Source organism: Flavobacterium sp. Root420 (genome assembly GCF_001427905.1).
Lineage (GTDB): Bacteria > Bacteroidota > Bacteroidia > Flavobacteriales > Flavobacteriaceae > Flavobacterium.
The window spans coordinates 443,209-468,818 of the sequence record NZ_LMEF01000001.1 but is presented as its reverse complement, the minus strand read 5'-3'; the positions used below and the strand labels follow the sequence as shown (position 1 = coordinate 468,818).

Annotated in this window: 20 protein-coding genes and 1 pseudogene; 8 read left to right on the top strand and 13 right to left on the bottom strand. The window is 32.6% G+C overall.

All coding sequences use genetic code 11. The annotated features are described in order from the left end of the window. Positions 1-34 precede the first annotated feature (34 nt). The 4 genes from ASC72_RS02125 (at position 35) to ASC72_RS02110 (ending at position 7,147) form a co-directional block, all read left to right on the top strand. Positions 35-973, top strand: a complete 939-nt coding sequence (locus tag ASC72_RS02125; RefSeq protein WP_241775596.1) for a transglutaminase domain-containing protein — start codon at positions 35-37, stop codon at positions 971-973. Positions 974-1,068: 95 nt separating this feature from the next. Beyond that, positions 1,069-2,244, top strand: coding sequence for a nicotinate phosphoribosyltransferase (gene pncB, locus ASC72_RS02120; protein ID WP_056185977.1), 1,176 nt, complete (start codon positions 1,069-1,071; stop codon positions 2,242-2,244). 161 nt (positions 2,245-2,405) lie between these two features. Then, on the top strand, positions 2,406-4,274 hold the full coding sequence (locus ASC72_RS02115; RefSeq protein ID WP_056185973.1) for a DNA topoisomerase IV subunit B: 1,869 nt from the start codon (positions 2,406-2,408) through the stop codon (positions 4,272-4,274). Between the two features lie 152 nt (positions 4,275-4,426). Beyond that, the gene (locus ASC72_RS02110) at positions 4,427-7,147 is read left to right on the top strand and encodes a DNA gyrase/topoisomerase IV subunit A (protein WP_056185970.1); all 2,721 of its coding nucleotides are present in this window, start codon (positions 4,427-4,429) and stop codon (positions 7,145-7,147) included. 49 nt (positions 7,148-7,196) lie between these two features. Here ASC72_RS02110 and ASC72_RS02105 read toward each other — a convergent pair. Then, positions 7,197-7,844 (bottom strand): annotated as a pseudogene (locus ASC72_RS02105) (AAA family ATPase); the annotation flags it as partial. 44 nt (positions 7,845-7,888) lie between these two features. Here ASC72_RS02105 and ASC72_RS02100 point away from each other — a divergent pair. After that, on the top strand, positions 7,889-9,526 hold the full coding sequence (locus ASC72_RS02100; RefSeq protein ID WP_241775595.1) for a hypothetical protein: 1,638 nt from the start codon (positions 7,889-7,891) through the stop codon (positions 9,524-9,526). A 59-nt stretch (positions 9,527-9,585) separates the two neighbouring features. Here ASC72_RS02100 and ASC72_RS02095 read toward each other — a convergent pair whose 3' ends face one another. The 12 genes from ASC72_RS02095 to murQ form a co-directional block, all read right to left on the bottom strand. Then, a complete protein-coding gene (locus ASC72_RS02095; protein ID WP_056185965.1) occupies positions 9,586-11,367 on the bottom strand; it encodes a cytochrome-c peroxidase in 1,782 nt (593 codons plus the stop codon). A gap of 71 nt (positions 11,368-11,438) precedes the next feature. Beyond that, positions 11,439-12,923 (bottom strand): hypothetical protein, encoded by a 1,485-nt coding sequence (locus tag ASC72_RS02090; protein ID WP_056185961.1) that lies wholly within the window; start codon positions 12,921-12,923, stop codon positions 11,439-11,441. A 173-nt stretch (positions 12,924-13,096) separates the two neighbouring features. Beyond that, positions 13,097-13,723, bottom strand: coding sequence for a PolC-type DNA polymerase III (locus tag ASC72_RS02085; protein ID WP_056185959.1), 627 nt, complete (start codon positions 13,721-13,723; stop codon positions 13,097-13,099). A 2-nt stretch (positions 13,724-13,725) separates the two neighbouring features. Then, positions 13,726-15,645: a DUF294 nucleotidyltransferase-like domain-containing protein gene (locus tag ASC72_RS02080; protein ID WP_056185956.1), complete on the bottom strand. Its 1,920-nt coding sequence runs from the start codon at positions 15,643-15,645 to the stop codon at positions 13,726-13,728. 154 nt (positions 15,646-15,799) lie between these two features. Then, the gene (locus ASC72_RS02075) at positions 15,800-16,579 is read right to left on the bottom strand and encodes a TerC family protein (RefSeq protein WP_056185954.1); all 780 of its coding nucleotides are present in this window, start codon (positions 16,577-16,579) and stop codon (positions 15,800-15,802) included. 31 nt (positions 16,580-16,610) lie between these two features. After that, the gene (locus ASC72_RS02070; protein WP_056185950.1) at positions 16,611-16,982 is read right to left on the bottom strand and encodes a hypothetical protein; all 372 of its coding nucleotides are present in this window, start codon (positions 16,980-16,982) and stop codon (positions 16,611-16,613) included. Between the two features lie 282 nt (positions 16,983-17,264). Then, positions 17,265-17,840, bottom strand: a complete 576-nt coding sequence (locus ASC72_RS02065; RefSeq protein ID WP_056185947.1) for a DUF1572 family protein — start codon at positions 17,838-17,840, stop codon at positions 17,265-17,267. A 221-nt stretch (positions 17,841-18,061) separates the two neighbouring features. Then, complete coding sequence (locus tag ASC72_RS02060; protein WP_056185944.1) at positions 18,062-18,634, bottom strand: pentapeptide repeat-containing protein; 573 nt, start codon at positions 18,632-18,634, stop codon at positions 18,062-18,064. After that, on the bottom strand, positions 18,622-18,843 hold the full coding sequence (locus ASC72_RS02055; RefSeq protein WP_241775594.1) for a type II toxin-antitoxin system RelE/ParE family toxin: 222 nt from the start codon (positions 18,841-18,843) through the stop codon (positions 18,622-18,624). Before ASC72_RS02055 ends, ASC72_RS02060 begins: the two co-directional genes overlap by 13 nt. A 17-nt stretch (positions 18,844-18,860) precedes the next feature. Continuing rightward, on the bottom strand, positions 18,861-19,148 hold the full coding sequence (locus ASC72_RS02050; RefSeq protein ID WP_241775593.1) for a hypothetical protein: 288 nt from the start codon (positions 19,146-19,148) through the stop codon (positions 18,861-18,863). Between the two features lie 27 nt (positions 19,149-19,175). Next, positions 19,176-19,397: a DUF6095 family protein gene (locus ASC72_RS02045; RefSeq protein ID WP_017498392.1), complete on the bottom strand. Its 222-nt coding sequence runs from the start codon at positions 19,395-19,397 to the stop codon at positions 19,176-19,178. Positions 19,398-19,508: 111 nt separating this feature from the next. Then, positions 19,509-20,321: an N-acetylmuramic acid 6-phosphate etherase gene (gene murQ / locus ASC72_RS02040; RefSeq protein ID WP_056185942.1), complete on the bottom strand. Its 813-nt coding sequence runs from the start codon at positions 20,319-20,321 to the stop codon at positions 19,509-19,511. A gap of 186 nt (positions 20,322-20,507) precedes the next feature. Between murQ and ASC72_RS02035 the strand changes: the two genes are divergently transcribed. From ASC72_RS02035 to ASC72_RS02025, 3 genes are all read left to right on the top strand, one after another. Then, positions 20,508-21,647, top strand: coding sequence for an AraC family transcriptional regulator (locus ASC72_RS02035; protein ID WP_056185940.1), 1,140 nt, complete (start codon positions 20,508-20,510; stop codon positions 21,645-21,647). Between the two features lie 89 nt (positions 21,648-21,736). Next, the gene (locus ASC72_RS02030; protein WP_056185937.1) at positions 21,737-22,885 is read left to right on the top strand and encodes an AraC family transcriptional regulator; all 1,149 of its coding nucleotides are present in this window, start codon (positions 21,737-21,739) and stop codon (positions 22,883-22,885) included. Between the two features lie 153 nt (positions 22,886-23,038). After that, positions 23,039-25,426 (top strand): TonB-dependent receptor domain-containing protein, encoded by a 2,388-nt coding sequence (locus ASC72_RS02025; RefSeq protein WP_056185934.1) that lies wholly within the window; start codon positions 23,039-23,041, stop codon positions 25,424-25,426. The last annotated feature ends 184 nt before the right edge of the window (positions 25,427-25,610 follow it).

The following is a 25,610-nucleotide window of genomic DNA, read 5'->3' as shown; positions in this document are numbered from 1 at the left end:
AATAAAAAAAATCCTCCTATTCCTTTTTTTAAATATGCTTTTTCTTCAATATTCTATAGCGCAAGAATATAGCGCGGTGGACAATATTGTTTTAAAATACCCAAAAAATTTTGACAGTACAGAGGAATTAGCAAAGAGAATCGATAAAGATTTTAATTCAGATTACGACAAAGCAAGGGCTATTTATAGTTGGATGGCTCTTAATATTAAATATGATTTTAATGCTTTTTTAAATCCGCCACGAACACAGAGCTTTTCTTATCGCAATGAAGCAGAAAAGCAAAGAAAAATACAGGATTTGAATGATAATATGCTTCAAAAAGCATTTAAATCTCAAAAAGCTGTTTGTGAGGGCTTTACGCTTTTGTATCAACATTTAGCAGCATTAGTCGGAATAAAATCAGAAATTATTCGGGGAGATTCTAAAACAAGATTAGCTGACATTGGCAGAAAAAGCACCACGTCAAATCATGCCTGGAATACAGTTTTGATTGATGGAAAATGGCGTTTGGTAGACGTTACCTGGGGTCAGGGCTATTATGACAGCACCAAAGGACGAATGGTGAAAGATTTTGAACCAGCGTATTTTGATACAGAACCAGATTACTTTTTCGCAAAACATTTTCCGGATTCAGGCTCTTATTTAGGTCGTAAATTAAGCAAAGAAGATTTTCTCAACGGACCTTTGATTTATAATAAAGCAATTGCGGGAGATAATAAAATCATAGCTCCCGAATCTGGAATTATAGAAGTCAATAATGGTGATAAAATAACATTTCAGATTAAAAATATTTCAAAATCTAAACCGTTTTATTATTTAAATAAAAGAAATCAGGCTGTTAGAATTACGAATGGAAAAGAACGAAAAGGTGGTTTGGAATTTCAAGTTACTTTTGATAATTCCATTGGAGATTACATTACATTTTTTCTGGATACAAATAGCATCGTTTCCTTTAAGGTAATTTCAAAGTAGCAATTATTTCCTACTACTGATTTATATCATTTTCTTCTTTTGTCGAATTGCCGTATCTTAGCAGTTAGGGATTTGATAAAATAGCAACCTGTCTTATGGAAACAACTTTTCTGAAATCGATCTTAGATAATGATTTCTATAAATTTACGATGCAACATGCCGTAATAAGGCTTTTTCCAAAAGCAAAGGTGCGTTATGGTTTCATTAATCGAGGCAAACACATTTTTCCAGCCGGTTTTGCAGATTTGCTTCGAAAATCAGTTGATGCAATGGCTGATCTTCGATTGTCAAAAGACGAAAAAAATTATCTATCACACTATTGTCCTTATCTCGATCCTACTTATTTAGATTTTTTGCAAGGATATAGTTATGATCCATCAGAAGTTCATATTTCTCAGGAAGGTTCTGAAATAAAAGTTACAGTTGAAGGTTTTTGGTACCGCACTATTTTATGGGAAGTTCCTTTGATGGCTTTAATCTCTGAACTTTTTTATAAATCAAATCATTTAATTCGCTTAAATGATGAAGCTATCAAGGAGCTGACTAAAAACAAAATCGATAATTATAATAAATTAGGAGTTTCTATTTTAGAATTCGGTACAAGACGCCGTCATTCTTACGATGTGCATGTTTTGGTTAATGAAACATTATCTGCTTTTGGTTCTCAAAGTTTCATCGGAACAAGTAATGTGCATTTTGCAATGGTCAATAATAAAAGACCTTTAGGAACGCATGCGCATGAATGGTTTATGTTTCATGCCGCACAATACGGATTTAAAATGGCAAATTTGATGAGCCTGGAACATTGGACACAAGTTTACGGAGGTGATCTCGGAATTGCCTTAACTGATACTTATACAACCGAAGTTTTCTTTAATCAATTTGATAAAAAATATTCCAAACTTTTTGATGGTGTTCGACATGATAGTGGCGATTCGGTGGAGTTTGCTCAAAAAGTGATTTCACATTATACCAAAATGGGAATTGATCCAAAATCGAAAGTCATTGTTTTCTCCGATTCATTAAATTATGAGAAGGTAAAAGTCATAACAGACTTCTGTAAAGACAAAATCAAAATGTCTTTTGGTATCGGAACCAATTTTACCAATGACGTTGGACTTCCGTCGATGAATATGGTTATAAAGTTAACCGATACTAAACCTGATAATACACATTGGCAGGGTGTTGTCAAGCTTTCTGATGAAAAAAATAAAAATACGGGAACGCCTGAAATGATTGCTTTGGCTAAAGAAGTCCTCGGAATAAAATAGTAATTTTTTGATTCATAGCTGTTTTTTTATATTTTTAACGGTCGTATTTTTTTAAAATCAATTTAAATAAAATTCAAAGCTGTTATTATTCATAACAAAAAAAAAATACGCTTTTATTTTTTACGTAGAAATGGTACATTAGCCAAAAATCCAATTCATTTATGCTAGAGCAAAATCAATATAACGAAGATAATATCCGATCACTCGATTGGAAGGAACATATTCGTATGCGTCCCGGAATGTATATCGGGAAATTGGGAGATGGATCTTCGCCGGATGACGGTATTTATATTCTTTTAAAAGAGGTTTTAGACAACTGTATCGATGAGTTCGTAATGGGCTCTGGTAAAACTATTGAAGTGACGATCAAAGATAAAACGGTTTCAGTTCGTGATTACGGACGTGGAATTCCGTTAGGAAAAGTAGTGGATGTAGTTTCGAAAATGAACACTGGTGGAAAGTACGATTCTAAAGCTTTCCAAAAATCAGTTGGTTTGAACGGTGTCGGAACAAAAGCGGTAAATGCTTTGTCGAATTATTTTCGTGTAGAATCGGTTCGTGATGATAAACAGAAAGCCGCTGAATTTTCAGGAGGAAATCTGGTTTTAGAAGAAGATGTAGTCGAAACAACAAAACGAAAAGGAACGAAAGTTACTTTTACGCCAGATGAAACGATCTTCAAAAACTATAAATTCCGTATGGAATATGTGATTAAAATGGTCAAAAACTATTGTTACTTAAACAATGGTTTGACGATTATTTTCAACGGAGACAAATATATTTCTGAAAATGGTCTTCGTGATTTATTAGAAGAAACCATTAGCGAAGAAGATTTAGAATATCCAATCATTCACTTGAAAGATTATGATATAGAAATCGCCTTAACTCACAGTAAAACGCAATATAGCGAAGAATATCACTCTTTTGTTAACGGACAAAACACCACACAAGGAGGAACGCACTTAGCAGCTTACAGGGAAGCACTTGTAAAAACCATTCGTGAGTTTTACAACAAAAATTTTGAAGCATCTGACGTTCGTAAATCGATTGTGAGTGCGATTAGTATTAAAGTAATGGAACCGGTTTTTGAATCTCAGACAAAAACCAAATTAGGTTCTACAGATATGGGTTCTGACGATGGAACACCTGCAGTTTCAGTTCGTACTTTTGTAAATGATTTTGTAAAGAACAAACTGGATAATTATTTGCATAAAAATCCAGCCACTGCAGAAGCTTTATTGCGTAAAATTTTACAGGCCGAAAGAGAGCGTAAAGAGTTATCAGGAATTAGAAAACTGGCTACAGATCGTGCTAAAAAAGCGAACCTTCATAATAAAAAATTAAGAGACTGTCGTGCACATCTTCCGGATACTAAAAATCCTAGAAATTTAGAAAGCACCCTTTTTATTACCGAGGGAGATTCGGCTTCGGGATCAATTACCAAATCGCGTGATGTGAATACTCAGGCAGTTTTCAGTTTGCGTGGTAAGCCTTTGAATTCATACGGAATGACCAAGAAAATTGTGTATGAGAATGAAGAATTCAATTTACTGCAAGCCGCTTTAGATATCGAAGACGGTTTAGAGAAATTAAGATACAACAACATCGTAATTGCAACCGATGCCGATGTCGACGGAATGCACATTCGTTTGTTATTGATTACTTTCTTCCTGCAATTTTTTCCGGAATTAATCAAAGAAGGACATTTATATATTTTGCAAACGCCACTTTTCAGGGTTCGAAATAAAAAAGAAACCATCTATTGTTATTCTGATGAAGAAAGAAGAGACGCGATCGAAAAATTAAAACCAAAACCTGAAATCACCCGATTTAAAGGTTTAGGAGAGATCTCGCCAGATGAGTTCAAGAATTTCATTGGAGAAACCATTCGATTAGACCCAATTATGATGGATAAAAATACTTCGATAGAGCAGCTTTTGTCTTTTTATATGGGGAAAAATACGCCGGATAGACAAGAGTTTATTATCAAGAATTTGAAGGTGGAATTGGATGCGGTTGAAGAAGTATAGAACACATGAATAAAAAAACATTGATTTACGTAGTAGTTGCATTCATTTTAAGTTTTGCACTGACTTATATTCTTATAAAAAGCTACAAAAAGAAACAAAACCATACCATAGAAAACGTTCAGGTTAAATAAAATAATTCGGAATCAAAATAAATGAAAGACGAAGACGACAACATAATTCCAAACAACGAAGAAAATAATTCAGAAGAAAATCAATTTGATGAAAATCAGGAAATTGATGATTCTGAAGAAATAATCAACGTAGATGCTAAGCATTTTGAAGGACAGCATTTTTACGAAAATGAGGAAGAAGAAGGCGAAGATGTAATCACGAAAGTCACCGGTATGTACAAAGACTGGTTTTTAGATTATGCTTCGTATGTAATTCTGGAACGTGCAGTTCCGGCGATTGAAGATGGTTTTAAACCGGTTCAGCGTCGTATTATGCACTCTCTAAAAGAGCTGGATGATGGTCGTTACAATAAAGTAGCCAATGTTGTGGGTCACACCATGCAGTATCATCCACACGGAGATGCGAGTATTGGAGATGCGATGGTACAAATTGGCCAAAAAGATTTATTGATTGACTGCCAGGGAAACTGGGGAAATATTTTAACAGGTGATGGAGCAGCAGCTTCCCGTTATATTGAAGCGCGTTTGTCTAAATTTGCTTTAGAAGTTTTATATTCTCCAAAAATTACCGATTGGGGCGTTTCATACGATGGTCGTCGTGCTGAGCCAAACAATCTTCCTGTAAAGTTTCCGTTGCTCTTGGCACAAGGAGCAGAAGGTATTGCGGTTGGACTTTCGACTAAAGTTTTGCCTCATAACTTCAATGAATTAATCGATGCTTCAATCAAGATTTTAAAGGGAAAGCCATTTACATTATATCCAGATTTCATGACGCAGGGTATCGCCGATGTGTCAAATTACAATGACGGACTGCGTGGCGGACGAGTGCGTGTGCGTGCGAAAATTGCACAGTTAGATAAGAACACATTGGTGATTACGCAAATTCCGTTTTCGACCAATACAACGACTTTGATTGACAGTATTTTGAAAGCCAATGATAAAGGTAAAATCAAAATCAAGAAAATTGAAGACAATACCGCAGCTGATGTCGAAATTTTAATTCATCTTTTCCCAGGAGTTTCTCCAGACAAAACCATTGATGCTTTATTTGCTTTTACAGCCTGCGAAACATCTGTAGCACCTTTAGGATGTGTTATTGAAGATAACAAACCACTGTTTATTGGTGTTTCTGAAATGTTGAAAATTTCAACGCACAGAACGGTAGATTTACTTCGTCAGGAATTAGAAATTCAGTTAGAAGAATTAAAAAACAAATGGCATTTCTCGACTTTGGAGAAAATCTTCATTCGTGAAGAAATGTATATTGATTTCAAATTATATTCTGATAGAGAATCTCTTTACCAATATTTATACGATCGTTTCGAGCCTTTCAAAAAATCATTCGTCAGAGAAATTAATGACGATGATTTACAAAGACTAACTCAGATTCCAATGATTCGTATCACTCGTTTTGACTCTGATAAAGCCGATGATTTTATAGCTAAGTTAGAAGATGAGATGAAGGAAGTAGAGCATAATTTGGCAAATTTAACTGATTTTGCTATTGCTTATTTTACCAAATTAAAAGAAAAATACGGAAAAGGTCGTGAACGCCAGACAGAGCTTCGTGTTTTTGATAATGTCGAAGCTACAAAGGTAGTTTTAAGAAATACAAAACTATACGTAAATCGTGAAGAAGGTTTTGTTGGAACAAGCTTGAAAAAAGACGAATATCTTACTGATTGTTCAGATATAGATGATGTAATTGTGTTTTTGCGAGATGGTAAAATGATCATTACTAAAGTAGATGCCAAGACATTTGTCGGAAAAGATATTATTCATGTTGCTATATTCGATAAGAGCGATAAGCGTACGATTTACAACATGATTTATCGTGATGGAAAATCGGGGCCATCCTATATTAAACGTTTCAATGTTACGGGAGTAACGCGTGATAAACCCTATGATTTGACTAATGAAACGGCTGGTTCACAAGTAGTTTACTTTTCTCATAATCCGAATGGAGAAGCTGAAGTAATTACCATTTTATTACGCCAGGTTGGAACGATAAAAAAATTGAAATTTGATATTGATTTTGCCAAGTTAGCCATTAAAGGACGTGCTTCAAAAGGAAACTTAGTTACAAAATATCCAATCAAGAAAATAGAATTAAAAGAAAAAGGAATTTCTACTTTATTGCCAAGAAAAGTTTGGTTTGATGATACTGTAAAACGCTTAAATGTTGATGCAAGAGGAGAATTATTAGGAGAATTTAAGCCAAGTGATAAAATCCTGATCATTAATCAAACAGGAAAGCTGAAAGTTATTATTCCTGAATTATCGACTCATTTTGATGAAGATATGATTGTGTTGGAAAAATGGAATCCAAAGAAACCAATTTCAGCGATTTATTATGATGGAGAAAAAGAGCGTTATTATTTGAAACGCTTTCTGGTTGAAAATGAAGGAAAGGAAGAAAGTTTTATTACAGAGCATCCAAATTCGCAATTAGAAATAGTGTCGACAGATTATCGTCCGGTAGCACAGTTGATTTTTGCAAAAATAAAAGGAGTTCAAAAAGAAGATTTACATATTGATGTTGAAGATTTTATAGCCGTAAAAGGGTTTAAAGCTTTAGGAAATCAATTAACGACAGATAAATTAAAACAAGTCAATTTGTTAGATCCTCTACCTTATGAAGAACCGGTCGAGGAAGTTCCGGAAATACCGGAAATTTCAGAAGATGATTCCGTAGAAACGGAATTAGATGATGATGGCCAGATTGGTTTAGTTTTAGAATAATATAAAAAAACGCTAAGAAATTTTCTTAGCGTTTTTTTGTTTTTCAAGTTTAGTGCTCTTCTTTAATCCATTTAATAACACCATTTTCTATTGTAATAACCATTTTATCGCCATCTTTTACTTCTCCTGAAATGATTTTTTTAGCCAGTGGCCTTTTTAAATGACTTCTGATAATGCTTTTGATAGGTCTCGCACCGTACTTTGCATTGTAGCCATTTTCAGCAAGATGTAGTTTGACTTCCATCGGAATATCAACTTCTAGATTAATGTTTTTAAGCAAGTCTGTAAACTCTTTTTTAAGATGGATCTCAAATATTTTCAATGCATTTTGCTTACTGATAGGTGCAAAAGGTACAATCTCAGTCAATCTTCCTAAAAATTCAGGTCTAAAATAATTTCCCATAATTTCCATTAAAGAAGTTGATGTTGGAATCTGATCTTTATTAAAGGTATCAACAATATGATCGGCGCCAATGTTAGAGGTAAAAAGAATTATAGCATTCGAGAAATCCCCTTCTTTTCCTAGTCTGTCATGCAATTTTCCTTCATCCATAATTTGGAGAAAAACATCAAAAACAGAAGGATGTGCTTTTTCAATTTCGTCGAATAATACAATAGAATAGGGCCTCTCTCTGATCTTATTTACGAGCAGTCCACCATTTTCAAAACCTACATAACCAGGGGGCGAACCGTGAATTGGAAGATTCTAAAACTCGTGTTGTTGAAAGAGTTTTGGAAATTATGTTTCCAGAAGTAGCTTCCGGTGCGAAACCTGCACGGGGAATTATGCACGCCTTGCCTATTGAAAATAATTTGAAAGTTTCTTTATACAATCAAATGAAAGTAACTAAAAGAATGCATAACATTTACAATCCTTTAGTTCCAATTACAAAAGAAATTGTTCTGTCGCCGACTTTAGAAGTAAAATTATCATCGTGCGAAGTTAAGTATATTGCCTACGAAAGAAATCTATATGAAATTTCAAATCTTTTTTATAAAGATGCTGTCCGTGATTATAATACAACTTTGCCATCAGGTGAAGTTATTTTGGGAATTGAACTTAAAGCCAATGTACTAGAAATAGAAGATCTAATGCTATACATTGATATTAAAAATACGTATCAAAAAGAAATGTTTCATTACTACTTAAAACAGATGAAATGTTTTTATGATGGTATAGAGATAAAAGTTGAAGAAGGATACAATGCACAGATTAACAATCTGAATGTAGAAAATATTATCAATCGCAATTATACTCAGTTAAGTGAAATAATGCAGGAAGTAAATGAGTTTTATTTTGATAATTTTCACACATTAGAAGGTGTTTTAAAGCACAAAGAAATAACAGAATATAGCACCGAATATGTTCATTTAGAAGAAATAACAAAGAACAATAGCAATAAAGTTATTTGGATAAAAATGGTTTTTCCAGAATCACTTGTTCCTCAAATTATAGACAATATCTCATTTACAGCAAACTGTTTTCCGGTAATCAATAAAAAATATCATTCTACTGGTAAAACATTTGATACTTTTTTATCTTATGTATCACTTGATACAGATAAAGATATTTACCTTGATGTCGATTCAGTAGTTGATTCCTTAAATAACCACTACGAAATAAAAGAGTTTAAAGCTGATATTATTGAAGAAGGAAACGCTGTTTTGAGAACAGGAGGAGTTTCAAGATTTGATTCTAGAAGTGCTTCTGAACTGCTTCAAAATGTCCTTGATTTGCTAAAAGATGAGAGTTCAGCATTTTCTGGTTTAGGAAAAGATTTTATGAACAGCTCTTTGGTGCAAATCAACCAACTTTTGTCGTCTGTAGAACAGCAAGCAAAGGAAAATAGCTTTTCTAAAAATAATGATCCTTATTTAATGATAAAGCCCAAAAATGATGAAACTGTTGGTAAGACATTTGCAATAAATTATTGGTCAACTTGTGCAGAAGAAGGAAACGATATTAAAGCCGGAACTATTTTAGAATCGAAGGATGATTTGTTTTTTATCAGTCAGACGGTTACCTTAATGACCAATACCATTGGAGGCTTAAACAAACAAAATAACAAAGACCGAATTCTAGCGTATAGAAATGCATTGCTAACGAGAGGCAGAATTGTTACCTTTGCTGATGTAAAAGCATTTGGTTTTAATCATTTTAAAAACTCAATTTCAGATATTAAAATACAAAAAGGAACTCGAAAAGAAATTTCCGTAAAAGCTGGCTTTAGCCGAACTGTTGATATCTTTATTACAAGAAATAGTGAAGAAATTGAATATTTGTCAAAAAACGAATGGGAATATTTATGTGATAGTTTTATGAGACATCTTAAAAATACATCTTCAAATGTATTTCCCTATAGAATATTTGTAGATTAAATAAAAAATGCCAGAAAGCTTAAATTCTGGCATTTTGATTGGTTTTTATCTTGGTCTTTCTAGTATTTTTTATCGGTCAAAGTTTTCATAAACGCAACAAGAGCTTGCTCCTCCTTCACAGTTAAATTCAATTTATCAAAAGGAAGTGTTTGATTTTCTACTTCATAACCTAGGCCTTTTCCGCCTCCTTTATTGTAAAACGAAACAACTTCTTCTAAAGTTTTAAAGACTCCGTTATGCATGTATGGAGCAGTTACCGCAACGTTTCGAACGGTTGGTGTTTTGAATGCGCCAATTAATTGTGGCATTTTATTGTATAGATACCTTCCTAAATCAGGGCTTAGTTTTTTTCCTGACGCTTCGTTTGGAGTTCCAATCACTTCATGTTCGGTTTTGGAATAACTAGGTGGAACGGTTCCGTTAAACAAAGGTGTAAAGTGACAAGTCGCACATTTTGCTTTGCCCATGAAAAGATTCATTCCTTCAACTTCCTGATTGTTCAGAATATCTTTTTCTCCTCGCATATAAATATCAAATCTCGAGTCAAAAGAGTTTAAAGATCTGACATAACTTGCAATAACATTCTGAATCTGCCATGTTTCAGCCTTCAAGGTTTTTGGATATGCTTTTTTGAACAGTTTTATATAATCTTTGTCCAACAGAATTTTAGCATGAATATTTTCCATAGAACCATGCATTTCATCTTTATTCTGAATAACATCAACACTTTGTTTTTCCAGATCTATTTGGCGCATATCCCAAAATTGGGCATTTTGTAAAGAGGCATAAGTTAGAGTAGGAGTGTTTCGGGTTAAATTAGATCCGGTTAAAGAAACATTTGTTTTTAAACCATCTGTAAATGCTTTTTCCGGATGATGACAGGTAGCACAACTTCTGTCATTGTTTTTAGAAAGACTTTTGTCATAAAATAATTTTTCTCCTAAGGCTGCTTTTTCTGGAGTGAAATTATATTCATTTGAAAGAACAAATGCGTTTACGTCAAAAGCATTTTTATCGAATAAAGTTTCAATAGTTGACTTTAACGGACTGCTTTTCTTTACATTTTTAATATTCTCTTCTTTCTGAAAAATTTTAATTTTTTTCGAAATAGGATTTAAATATTCAGTTATAAAAATGGCTCTGTTAAAGGCATTGAAATTATTATTTTCCTTGCAATAGTTTTGTGCTTTTTCAGTCAATTTTTTTATTTCAGATAATGATTTACCCTTAGAATTGATTTTTTCCAAAGATTTAGGAATCACAATTAAACTTTCGCCCGCTTCTAAAACTGAAGATTGTAGAATTGGACTGTCAAAGCCTGTAATTCCTAAGGTAATTATTCTAAAAACATTTTGTTCTATTGCATCCAGAACATAATCGTCACTAATGGTTATAACTTCAAACGTACTTGATACTTGTTTGATATTCGATTGAAAAATATGCAATTCCCTGATTATATCTTTTTTGTTTTCTATTGTATACTCTGGATAAATCATTTCTTCTATGACCTGAAAACCATGTGGTTCAAAAGATTTGTTTTCTTCTAATTCCATTTCGTCCAAAGCCGGCCCGTTCATAAATCTGGCGGTGTCCGGGATAAAATATTCAATTGCCCATTCTACTTTTTTATAAGCTAAACGTGACTTTTTAAATTGCTCTAAAATTTCTTTTTGCGACGAATTGTTATTGACAAGCTTTTCAAATTGAATGATTTCATTGTTTAATTTAGTTAAATCAACCAATAAATCTTGTTTAATAGTTGTTTTTGAAACTTCATTTTTTTGACATGAAAAGAAAAAACAAAGCGTTAAAAATAGAAAAGAAAAGTGCTTTAATTTCATAATACATTGTAATAGAAACAACCCTTATTGAAAAAATAAGGGTTGTTTTAATTTAATTTTTAATTTGATTATTATCGTTGTACGTTTCTTATAATAACGGTCTGTCCACCTTCTTTAACTTTACTAACTCCTGACCCATCAGCATTTTCAAACTTATCTAATTGCCATGTATGTGGGTGAATATTTAAAGTAAAAGTATCTGGAACACCAATTAAATCTGAAATATCATTCATCGCGCCAAACTCCCAGCTACCAAATCTCATTTCACCGCTTTGATTGTATAAAGCATTCCAGGCTACATCTGTTCTTTTATGGTTCATGTTTAACCATGCTTTATTTTGTTTTGTCGCGATGTTGTATTGCCAGACATAAGAATCATGTTTAGCTTCGGTGTAATAACTGTCTCCATCCTCCTGAATATAAACGAAATTCTCAGTCACACATAAGTTATCAGGATTGATGATTCCCGTTCCCGGTGTACTGTCACCTTCTACAGCTAATTCTAAAGTTCCTTTAAGTGGATCATTTGCATCCATTTTAAGTTTATAAACACGTCCCCACATTGTATATCCATCTACAGGAGCAACGTTTGAAGTTGCTTGCCCGGTGGCTGTAAAATAAACTTCTCTATTATTGCTGGCACTTCCTTTTCTGTAATCAACATCTTCAACTCTTGAAAAACGAATCACTCCTAAAGAGTTTACTGTAGTATTGATAACTGCACCTGTTAAGTTTTTAGCATTTGGAATTTCCACAAATGAAACTGGATATGAATTGTTTAAAGTCATGGTTGTTTCTACCTGATTTCCATCTGTTCTTTTTAAAGCATATAATTTTCCGTTTACAAGATCGCCTACAGTCGTACTCATGTACATGATTAACTGTCCTGCACTTGCGTGAGCAGTTGTATAAGACTGATCTTCCCCAATAATTATTATCGTTTTTCCAGGATAAGCTTCTTTGGTTAACGGAACGGCGTTTTCCATACTTGCTTTTCCCAGGGCTGGTAAAATTCTATCAGTTCTGCTTTTATCTGTTGTTAATCCTAATGGGTTAATTCCGTGAACCATACTTTCCTGATTAGTTTCTCCGGCAGTTAAAAAAATCGGACCAAATCCGTGTATTTCCGGTGTTACTAAAGTTGCAGAACACAAACGTGTCATACCTCCAACTCCGTCTACAATATATTCTCCTTTTACAGGTTTGAACGTTTTATCTAAATAAACTCTTGAAACAGATTGTACTATTTCGTGGTTTGTAATCATAATATAACCTTCTCCATTCGGATTTTTCATTATTCCGGCACCATCGGGTTGTGCTCCGTAAACAAATGAAGGTGATTCAGGTAATACATCAGAACTAGCAATTAAAGTACTGATTTTTAAGCTCTCAAAACCTGTCATCGGATATACAAAAGCAGGAACTTTTGAATGTGTAGTAAAGTCGATGTCAGCATTAACATCCTTTGAAGAATCTTTGTCGTCATTTTGACAGCTCATTACAGAAAATCCTGTAATTCCTAATAATGCAATTGATTTTAAAAAATTAGATTTCATAATTGTTTGGTTTTTTTAGATGAAGCAAAGCTATCTTCGAAAAACAAAAAGTATGTTATGTAAACCTTTTAAAATTGCTATTAAATGATAAGGGATATATTACTAAAAAGTAAATTTTTGATGATAAATGTAAATTTAAGATTCACAAATAAAACTTAAAAAATGATTTCAATTTATTTAAATAAAGAGTTCAAATTAGTTTCTCTCTTCTCTTTGAGTTTTTTCACAATCTTTAAAAAGGCAATTGCCGTAATGTAAGCATCTCCCAAAGCGGTGTGCCTGTCTTTTTTAGAAATATCAAATTTATCAGCAAGGTCATCTAAAGAGTAATGGTCTTTTCGTTCAAATAAATGAGACTTAATTAAAGTCTTTTTGTACAAAATCGCAGTATCTAATCTATGATTTACCAGTTGAGGTAAACCATTTCTTTCTAAAGCCTTATTGATCATTGTAACGTCAAAAACAGCATGATGTGCGATAATAATAGAATCTCCTAAAAAATCTAAAAATTGCTGTAAAGCCTCTGACTCGCTTGGTCGTTTTAAAATGAAATCTTTTAAAATTCCATGAATTTGTGCTGTCGATTTATCATAATGTTCTTGCTCAATATAAACCTCAAAACTATTTTGAACAGAAATTATTCCGTTTTGTAAAACAAGTGCACCAATACATAAAATTCGATCATTTTCGTAATCAAAACCGGTAGTTTCAGTATCTAAAACAACAAAACGAGTTTCTTCAATAGTACTACTTTCATCAAAGAGATCTTCTTCTTTTTTCCAAAAATTAAATAAACTCATATTTATACGACGTTTGAAACATTAAATCTTACGCTTATTAATTCCTGAAGTTCTTTGATGGTTTTAAAAGTTCTTTTGAGCTTTATTTTTTCCATTTTTGATAAAGATTCTAAGGCTATAAATTGTCCCGAATCATGATGTAAAAGCCCTTGTTTGGTTCTGAATTTCAATAAAGCCTTAAAAGAATAGGAGCATGATAAATACAATTCACTATTAGTAGGTTCTAGCTCCGCTAATTTCTCAAAACGTTCTGCCGTATTGCTGATCCCTTTAACTGAATGCGATAAAATCAAAACACGAGCGGCATCTGTCAAAGGCATTAAAGCCCTTCGTTTAATATCAAAATTGTCTTTGTTGGCTCCGTCTTGCTCAACTAAAAATTGCCTAAAAAAGCCTGTTGGCGACGGACTCTGTAAAGCACCGCTAACCAAATGAACATAAAAAATCGGATTTGCTTTTACATCCTCAAAAATAGAATCAGATAATTGGCTCGCTATCTCCGTATCGCCATAAGTCACACTATAATCAAAAAATATGAACGATAATAAAACTTCATTTTTCCCCGGATTTGTAATCCAATGATGCACCTGATTTTTCCACTCATCAAGGCTCATACACCATTTTGGGTTCGAAGCCATCATTTCGGCCGGACAATAATCATAACCAATTTCAAAAAGTCCTTTATTAATAAGACTTGCAAATTTTAAAAAGTATATTCTGGTTTCGTCTCTAAAAACTTCTGAAACATTTTCATACACTATAGCATTATCCTGATCCGTATGTAACATTTGTTCGCCTCTTCCCTGACTTCCCAAAGCTAACCATGCAAATTTTACAGGTGGTGGACTGCTCATTTTTTCGATACACATTTCGATAACGCGAGTTGTGCAGGCTTCATTTAATTCGGTTATGATTTTAGAAATCAATGTCATCGGAATATTTTGATCTAAATATCCCTGAAGCAATTGCATGATCCTGTTTCGGATTGGCTTAATTTCTTTTATTTTTTTTGCTCTTTTTAATGCTTTGATCAAAACGGCTGGGTTATTCCCCAGCGCCACCATAACGTCATGCTTTGATAAAATCCCGACCGCTTTGGTATTAATTGTGCCATCTTTGGTTAAACACAAATGACTTATGTTGCTTTTCATCATCGCCATTTGAGCCTCGGTAACGGTCATTTTCTTTGGATATGTAATAACAGGCTTCGTCATAATCGCTTCAGCCGTTGTTAGTATCGAGTAATCTCCGGTTACGATTTTATTACGTAAATCTTTATCTGTTAAAATACCGATGGGAAGCATTTCATCAACAATTAAGATAGCACCCACTTTTTTCTTGTTCATAATCTTGGCAACATCTCTTGCAGTGGTTGATGGCGAACAAGTAACAATTTTTTTAGAATATTTTATAGGCGTTAAATCAAAAGAATTGGTGTCAGAATGCATTGTATCCTGCTCTAAATCATCACCATACAATTTATCTTTATGGATATCAGAATACGGATTTCTGGTATTTGAAGCGTAACTTTCTATCAAAAAATTACCAACTGTTCTGTTTTCCAGTGCATAAGGTTTAAAAACTGCAATCGGAATAGCGTATAAAATACTTTCTTCATGGGCGACAGCTTCCATAATATAGTTTTCCTGCGCCAAAAGTGGACGCAATCCAAATATATCACCTTCATCACACATGTCCAGAACAGTATTTTTGGTACTTTTCTTTAAAGCCACAGCACCTTTATGAACAACATAAAAAGAATCATGTGTTTTGTCATTTTCAGCAAAAATCACAGCATCTTTATCTTTGTAGATAATCGAAATCTGCTCTGATAGCTTTTCTAAATCCATTTTATGCAAAAAGCTAAAAGGGGGGAAGTCCTTTAAAAAGTCGGCAACTCTATGTGATATGGTATTTTTCATGCGTGAGATTTAGGTTCTAAAATACTATTTAAAATTAGAAATGTAAAAGAAACACGTTATTTTTTTTATAGCCACAAAAGGCGCTAAGTCGCAAAGAATTATAAAAACTTTGTGCCTTAGCGCCTTCGTGGCATAATGTCCAAATTGAAACTAATTAGTTTTGTGCTTGTTTTTTTCTGATTCGCATATTGACAAACTCAACTGCTAGTGAAAATGTAATAGCAAAGTATAAGTAACCTTTCGGAACTGCTCCAATATGTTCACCGGCAAGTGTAGCATCTGACAAATGCATACTCTCTGTAATTAACATAAATCCAATCAGGATTAAAAACGACAGTCCTAATATTTGAATAGATGGGTTTTTGTTAACGAAGTTTCCAACAGGAACCGCAAATAACATCATAATCAAAACAGAAATAACAACAGCTGTAATCATGATTATTAATGCGCCGTGAACGCCATTAGTCATACCTACTGCTGTTAGGATCGAATCGACAGAAAAAATTAAATCGATCAGTAAAATCTGAACAATCACATTAGAAAAAGATTTTTTTGCAGCTGTTTTAATTGTTTTTTCTTCCTCGCCTTGGTGATCTACCTTTTCGCTTATTTCTTTAGTACTTTTATAAATTAAGAATAAGCCTCCTAAGAATAAAATTAAAGCCTGACCTGTAAAATCGCCTTCAAACCAACCCCAGTGAATGCTGAATAATGTGGCCTTCATGGCAATTAAATAAGAAATCCCCATTAAGAGTGCGATACGCATAAACATGGCCAAAAACAAACCAATTCGTGTAGCTTTTTTTCGATCTTCTTCGGGTAATTTACCAGTTACAATCGATATAAAAATGATGTTGTCTATTCCTAAAACAATTTCAAGAAATGTCAATGTCAATAGAGCAATCCAGGCATCAGGATTTAAAAATACTTCCATTTTCAAGTCAATTTTAGATTATTAAATTTCTTTAATCAATTTTAAAAACCTTCCCGCGTTGCTTTTCTTCAGAGCCAACCATTCCAAATTCAAAAGTATAAGAATCTTTTGAAGTCGTTAAAATCTTCATGCTGATTGCTTTTTCTTCAGTCCTGTTTTTTGGATGTTTCTTCTGCAAAACATATTCGCAATCGCTTACCCAACGTACAGTCGATGTATCCGTTTTTCCGTCAAAAGTTTCGATTTCTATACCGTCTTTTCGTTCAAAAAACGTTGTTTTCTTAACGCCATTTACTTCAAACTCAAATTTGAATTTTCCGTTTTTAAAGTCTTTACAGTTGTGTTCTGCATTATAACAGGAGAATAATGTGATTAACGGTAAAAGAAATATATTTTTTTTCATTTTAAAATTTAGGTTATTGTTTAGGAGCTATTTCCTGCTTTCCATTGCAATCTTTTTGTTTTTAAAGGAAAAACAAAAAGGATTTCCATTGCAATCAGGGCTAGAAAAATCTCGGGTATATAAGAAATATTGTTATGATTGAGACGATTATAATAGTAAGAAAACTCAAAAAATATAAATTCCGCCTTCTATTTTTATCAGACTGTTCATCAGCTAATTTTGTTCTGCAAAACCGAACCAAAATCCACCACCAAAGACCGCCAAAATAGGCATGAAATTCTATCATTTCAATCTTTTTAATTCGTCATCTGTAAAGTTCTTGATTTCTTTTTCTTTGGCAAACTTTTCGGCATTGTAATTTCCGGATTTATTTTTCGCAATCGATAAACTATTCCAACTTCCATTTTTTAATTGTTTGGCATAAAAAACAATCTGGCCAACATGATACGGATAATGTGCCAATTGACGATTAATGGCTTCAATAACCGTGTGCCCTTCATTTCGAATATAAATAATATCTGAAAGTTGTTCTGGTTTTAAACTATTTATAGCATCCAGAAAACAATCCCAGCCTTTATTCCAAACATCTAAAACTTCTTCTTTTGATTGTAAATCATTTTCAAATTCGGCATCACGATTACGCCATTCTTTTTCTCCATCAGAAGTTAAAAAGTCGGTCCAGCGTGAAAGCATATTACCCGAAATATGTTTGATAATGGTGGCAATACTATTAGTGTCTTCATTTACAGCAACAAAAAGCTGTTCCGATTCTAATTGATTCATTGCTTTTTCGCCTAGCATTTTATAGTACAAAAACTGTTTTTTAACGCTTTCTAAATAAGATTCAGTTGCTTCCATGATTTATGCTTTTGATGCTATATTATTTCGCTCCGATGGAGCTGTTAGCAATGGGTTTATTGTTTTCTATAAATATATTACCCCGTTGGGATGTTATTACTTTTATTAGAAATTTTATAATCCAAACTTTTAAAAACAAACTCCTTTAGGAGTGTTATATTTATAGAAATTATTTGTTTCAACTGTTTTAGCCTCATAGAGGCGACATAACTCATCGCAAATTATACAATTTTAATGTCATACTTATCTAAAAGTCCCACAATTCCCTGGTTTGAAAATTGCGCTTTTCGCATCGGATTAAATTCGGGATCAATTTTGTAATTGTAAGCAGTTCTAAAGTCAACAGCAGCCAATTGTGTTTCATTAAAAATAGCACCATCTAAATCACAATTATCAAAAACCGAACTCGTTAAGTTGGTTCCTATAAAAGTTACTTCTCTCACAGAACAATTGATGAATTTAGTTTTTGGCATTTTTTTGTTCGAGAAAATAGCGTAATCTAAAGCAGTTTCTTCAAAGTAAACCTGAAATAAAAAGTCGTCACATTCGTTAAAAGCGATTCCTAAAAGTTTACAGTTTTTAAAAGTGACATTCTTTAAATTGCTTCCCGCCAAACTTGTCATCGACAAATTACAGTCGATAAATTCGCAGTCTAAAAAAGTATTGTAAGCAAAATTGCTGTTAGAAAAATCACAGTTTTTAAAAACACAATCTTCAAACTCCCGATTGTTTATTTTTTTGTCAATATAATTGACTTTCTCGAAGGTTTTCTGAATGTGAATTAGGCTTTCCATGAATGTTTTTTGGATTTTCGGGCGTTGTGGCGCACTCGAAGAATGTAAATAATATCGTTTGTTATTTGGTACGAAACGGCATAATCATAAATACTGTATACTCTAAAACTTCTATCATTATTGGTTTTTTGTTTATCGAGTTTATAGATTTCTGGTTGCGTTTTTAATATTTCAGTACTATCAAAAATTGTATTAACTACTTTATGCAATTGTAATAGATTTGCTTTCAAAGAAAATATAAAAATGGATGCCTTCTAATTGATCTAAAGTATTGATTGACCAAATTATTTTTTTTCCATTTTTTAGCAATTTCTTTGGCTTCTTCTTCAGTATGGAAATTTCCTTTTTTGATATTTTCTAAAGCATTTTCAATATCTAAATTATACGAAGTATCTGAATCCACGGTCGAATTGTTGATTGACTGCAGAAGATGTTTTAATTTTTCTACAAAAGAAGGATCTTTTACTTTATCAATTTCTTGATGAATCCAGTTTATTTCTGCTTGAATATCCATAATCGAAAATTTTAGTAAAGATACAAATTAGTCATTAAACAAACCTTTCATAATAATTTTCAATCCATAAAAAATCAAAAACATAGCGCTTAAGCAAGCCACAATTCCAATTCCTAAAACCAAATAATGCCAATTTGTATGCTGATTCATAAAAGCATTATAAATCAACGAAGGCCCAATAAATAATAAAGGCAGTGAACCTGATAAATATTTAATTCCTTTTCCTAATAATTCTTTATTTGTTGCCATCTATTTTTGTTTCAGGTTTGAAAAAGTTTCAAGTTTCAGGTTTCAGCAAGCTTTGCGAACTTTGACAAAGATGAGTAGAAAAAACCTTGCGAACTTTGCGGTTAAACCTTTTTAAGCAGTATAATTGTCAACAGCATTTCTAACACTGCCGTATTTTTTTAATAATTCGCTTGCCTCTTCATACGAAACCGGAATTTCTCCCATAATCATTTTCACCCCACGGTCAACCAATTTAATATTACTCAATTGCATATCGACCATTTTGTTGCCTTTCACTTTTCCAAGCTGAATCATAGCAGCAGTAGAAATCATGTTTAAAACTAGTTTCTGAGCTGTTCCGGCTTTCATACGGGAACTTCCTGTAATAAATTCCGGACCAACAACAACTTCTATCGGATATTGTGCTGTTAACGCTAAAGGACTTCCGGCATTGCAAGTAATGCAGCCAGTTATGATATTATTTTCATTACAGGTTTGTAAGCCGCCAATAACATACGGAGTGGTTCCAGAAGCCGCTATTCCTATAACAATATCAATTTCATTTATATGATGTGTTTTCAAATCCAGCCAGGCCTGTTCTGCATTGTCTTCTGCATTCTCTACCGCACGACGAATTGCAGTGTCACCTCCGGCAATAATTCCGTTTACTAAATCAAAAGGAACGCCAAAAGTAGGAGGGCATTCAGAGGCATCAACTACGCCTAAGCGTCCTGATGTTCCGGCGCCAATATAAAAAATTCTTCCTCCAAGTTTTAATTTGGCTACAACCTGCTCTACTAATGCCTCGATTTGGGGTATTACTTTTTCGACAGCATGAGGAACGGTTTTATCTTCCTGATTGATATTGGTAAGCAATTCATTGACAGACATTTTTTCTAAATGTTCATACTTTGATGCTTGTTCAGTTGTTTTTGTAAATGTCATTTTTCGCTGTTATTGGACTGGCCAAAATTAATCTTTTTTATTGCAATCTCGAAATTTCATCAGTAAAGTCACAAAGATTTAATTTCTTATTGTTTTTTTGTTTTAATTCTCATCTAAACAGCGGATTTCTTGAATCCTCATTATTAAAAGAACTAAAATATTATATTTGTTAATTAATAAAAGAGAATGGATAAATTAGATTTGCTGCAAGGGATTGGTCGAATCTCTGTTTTTGTTTCTTTACTGCTGGCCTTTTTTTTATTAACGGTTAAAACCGAAAATAAATTGGCAAACAGATTATTTGCCTGGTTTTTTATTTTCTCTGCTGTCGATCTCAGTGGATTTTTTATTGATGCTGTAACGCGAACCGAACTAAATTGGGAGATTTTAAGGTCAACTGCATGTTTATTTGGGATGCCTTTGTTTTACCTTTTTGTGTTGGCGGTTTGTTATTCTGATTTTAGATTGCAATGGAAACATTTAGTTCATGCACTTCCCTTTATAGTTGTTAATTTAGTTTTCATTCCCAGAATTTATTTAAACCTCACAGATAGAGATAGCTTTGTTTCAATGCTCAATCAATTGCCTGAGATTTATTTTATCCAGATTTTAATTGAACTTCAATATGTGTTTTACATTATCAGTGTGTTTTTTATTTTAAAAAAATATCGCGATATCTATTTCGAAAATTACGCAAATTCGAGTACGGCGACTTATAAATGGCTTTTTCAGATTACTTGTGTATTTCTTACTGCACATTCAATTGTAGCATTAAAAAATTTATTGCGTTATAGCGGATTCAGAGAGATATTTCTATGGGCAAATGTACTTGTAGGAAGCATTGCTTTGTTTATAACGTGTTGGTTTATAATGAAAGCACTAAATCATCCAGAACTTTTTAGAGGAGTTAATTCTAAATTAAAACTAACAAAAGAGATTCTACCGGAAGTTGAAGATAAATCTGTTTCATCAAATGTTCAGAATGATTTGATTACGGGGCAAATTTCGAAATTGAAACAATATATGACAGAGAAAGAACCTTTTTTGGATCCGTCGCTTACGATTCAGGAATTGGCCTATCAAATTGATATTCCCGTTCGGGACTTGTCCATTTTGATTAATCATAAAATGGATCAGCACTTTTTTGATTTTGTGAATGAATATCGCATCCAGAAAGCAATGAATATTTTGAAAGATAAATCTAAAGGTCAACTTACGGTTTTAGAAATTTTGTATGAAGTTGGTTTTAACTCCAAATCTTCGTTTAATACTTCTTTCAAAAAATATACAAATTTAACGCCTACAGCTTACCGAAACGCTTCGTAATAAAGTTTTAATTTATTCCAGGCTGGCTATGATACTGGACTGTGTTAAAAGATCTAAAATATTATATTTGTTGAATAATTAAAGAAAGAATGGATATAATTAGCTTTTTAACTGGTATGGCCAGAATTTCAGTTTTTGTTTCATTATTGCTGGCATTCTTTTTATTAACTGTAAAAACAAAGAATAAATTAGCAAATAGTCTATTTGCTTTCTATTTAATATTTTTTGCAATTGATAACAGCGGTATTTTTATTGATGATGGCTTCATTATAGCACACTTTAATTTAGAATTTTTCAGATGGAGTATTTGTGTTTTGATATTACCGGCCTTTTATCTGTATGTGTTATCAGTTTGTTTTACAGATTTTCGATTAAAGACGAAGCATTTATTTCATGTAATTCCATTTATAATCACAAATACAGTTTTTATACTCAGACTTTATTTTTTAAATGATGTAGAAAAAAAAATGTTTTACAATCATCGCGATCAATCGTTTGAAATGTATTTTTTATTTCTTGTTTTAGGTATACAAACAGTATTGTATAGTATAGGAGTGTTTTTGGTTTTAAAAAGGTATAGAGAAATATATCAGGAAAATTATGCGAATCCCAGAATTTCTATTTTTAAATGGTTATTTCAAATAGCGATTGTACTTTTTGTTTTGTATTACCTGTCTATAGTTAAGAATATTGTAAGATATGCTGATTTAGATTTTCTATGGATTTGGTCCAATACAATATTACAGTTTTTTGTTTTAGTAGTGACTTGTTGGTTTGTGTTAAAAGCTTTGAATTATCCTGAACTTTTTAGAGGACTAGATTCTAAATTGCAATTAGCAAGAGATATTCTTCCTAAGGAAAATAAAAATAGTATTGAAACAAAAGATTATCAAAACGAATTAATTAAAACTCAGATTTTGACATTGAAACAATATATGGCTGAGAAAGAACCTTTTCTAGATCCGTCGCTTACCATTCAGGAATTGGCGAATCAAATTGATATTCCGGTTCGGGATTTATCCGTTTTGATCAATCATCATATGGATCAGCATTTTTTTGATTTTGTAAATGAATATCGCATCCAGAAAGCAATGAATATTTTGAAAGATAAATCTAAAAGTCAGCTTACCGTTTTGGAAATTTTATATGAAGTGGGTTTTAACTCCAAATCTTCGTTTAATACTTCTTTCAAAAAATATACTAATTTAACGCCTACTGCTTATAGAAACGCTTCATAATTAATAGTTTGTAAAAAGTCGTACTTGATGCTCAATAAAGTCGAACCAATTTCTATTTAGGAAATTGGTTCGACTTTTTTTTGTCGGTCGAATCTGGAAAATTTCTAAGGCAACTTTGCTTCAAATTAATCGAACAAGTTAAAACTAGAAATTATGAAAACATCAAACCTCCTTATCTTTTTACTATTACCATTCTTTTGTTTGGCACAATCAACTTTAAAATTGAAAGGAAAAATAGGAAATGAAACAACTCCATTAGAATGGGCAGATGTTTCAATATTAAATTCAGAAGGGAAAATTGTAGACGGTACCACAACAAAACAAGATGGAACTTTTGAAATCAATCTAAAAAAAGGTTTTTATAAAATAAATGTTAGTCTTTTGGGATTTGAAGAATTTGAGAAAGAGATTTCGATAGAGAATGATTTTGATTTAGGCTCCATTATCCTAAAAGAAAATACAACCAATTTGGTAGAAGTTGTTGTTCAATCTAAAAAGAAAACAATCGAACAGAAAACAGATCGTTTGGTTTATAATCTTGAAAATAATGTTACAAATGTAGCTGGAGATGCTTTGAGCGCCATTAATACTGCGCCTGGGGTTGCAGTACAAAACAATACAATTACTATTTTAGGAAAAGGAACTTCGCGAGTGATGATCGACGGAAGAATGATTGAATTAGCTGGCGAAGAATTGAATAATTTCCTGAAATCAATACCAGCAAGTGATATTAAAAATATTGAAATTATAAGCAATCCACCCGCAAAATACGAAGCGGAAGGAACTGGAGGATTAATCAATATTGTTATGAAAAAAGGAGTCAGAGATTCGTGGAAAAATACTATTACGGCTTCTTACGATCAAAATAAATACGGAATTTATACTTTGAGAGATAATTTCTTTTACAACAAAAATAAAATCCGCTTTTCTGCCAGTGTTAACGGAAAAACAGGATATAAAAATGTAGACGAAGTTTCTAAAGTATATTTCCAGGAAGGACTTTCAAATTTGAAAGCTACAACAAAAATGAAAGATGAAAATGCATCTGGTAAACTCGCTTTAGACTATGACTTTTCAGAGAAAACAACAGTTGGTTTTCAATTTATAAGGGACAGAAATAACCCGGATTTTAAATCAGATATTAGAATTGACCGATACAATACGCAAAATCAATTAGAAAATTATACACTTAATAATAGCTTTTCAGACAGAGAATCGGGTAATCAAACCTATAATTTGCACATAATTACAAAATTGGATTCTTTAAACCGAAAATTATCATTTGATGCAGATTACTTTAATTACAATTCAAAATTTGATCGAAAGTTTATTGCAAATGACTATGACGCTGACATGACATTTATAGGTGTAAATCAGTCAGGAAGAAATATTTCGAATCAGGATATTGACAACTTGAGTTTTAAGGCTGATATGGAGCATCCGCTTCAGGCGATAAATTTATCTTACGGCGCCAAAGTGAGTTTTACAAATAGTATCAGCGATGTACTCTATTACAATACAATTACAGGAACTCCGGTCTTAGATCCGACCCAATCCAACCGATTTAAATACACCGAAAATAATCAGGCGATTTATATTAATGGAGATAAAAAAATCAATGAAAAATGGAATCTTCAATTGGGATTAAGATTGGAAAATACTCAAACAAACGGATTTTCTGAAACAATCAATCAAACGACAGAAAATAATTATTTGAAATTATTTCCAACGTTTTATGCTTCTTACAAGAAAAACGAAAACAATAGTTTCAGTTTAAATTATGGAAAAAGAATCAACAGACCTCGTTTTGATTTATTGAACCCATTTAGAATTTACATAAGCAGTAATAGTTATTCTGAAGGAAATCCGTTTTTAAAACCTTCATTTAGTGATAATTTTGAGTTCGCACATTCGTATAAAGAAATCCTGAGAACTAGTGTTTTTGTTAATTCTGTTACAAATGGTTATGGTATTTTATTTACTTCAAATACGGAAACGAATACACAAATTATAACGAGAGAAAATTATTTTAAAAATTTGAGTTACGGAATTGGGGAGAGTTATTCAGCAACTTTTGCAGATTGGTGGCAGAGTGAAAATTCATTATACTTTTTAGGTGCAAAAACAGAATTTATTAAAGACATAAACGCCACTCCATCAAATAGTTTGCAAATTGATTTTTCTACAAACAATACTTTTGTTTTAGGTAAAACAACAAAATTGCAAATCGATTTTTCGTATACTACGCCTTTTAAAAGTGGTTTGTACGAAGTAGGATACGCATCGAGTTTTGATATTGGTTTTAAACAAGATTTGTTTAATAAAACGATGCAAATTGCGTTTCTGGCAAATGATATTTTTAATACCTCTTATTTAAAAGATTTTACTTCGGTTGTAAATGGTGTAAAACAGGTTTACAGTCAAAAGGAAAGTAACAGATTTGTGCGCTTATCTGTGGTTTATAATTTTGGGAATAAAAAAATTAATGTTAAAGAACGCAATTTTGGAAATCAGGATGAAAGAAAAAGAACTGGGAATTAATAATTAGCCAATTAGAAAAATTGACAATTAGATAATTGAATTATGAAAATGAAAGCACAAGATGTTCTTTTGTTTTGTTGCGTGAGGGATAGGAGCAGTCCGCCGCAGCGGAGCGGATAGCCCGACCGAATTTGCGAAAGGCGCATATAAGCGGTTTGTTAGATAGCGCCTTTTGTGAATTTGG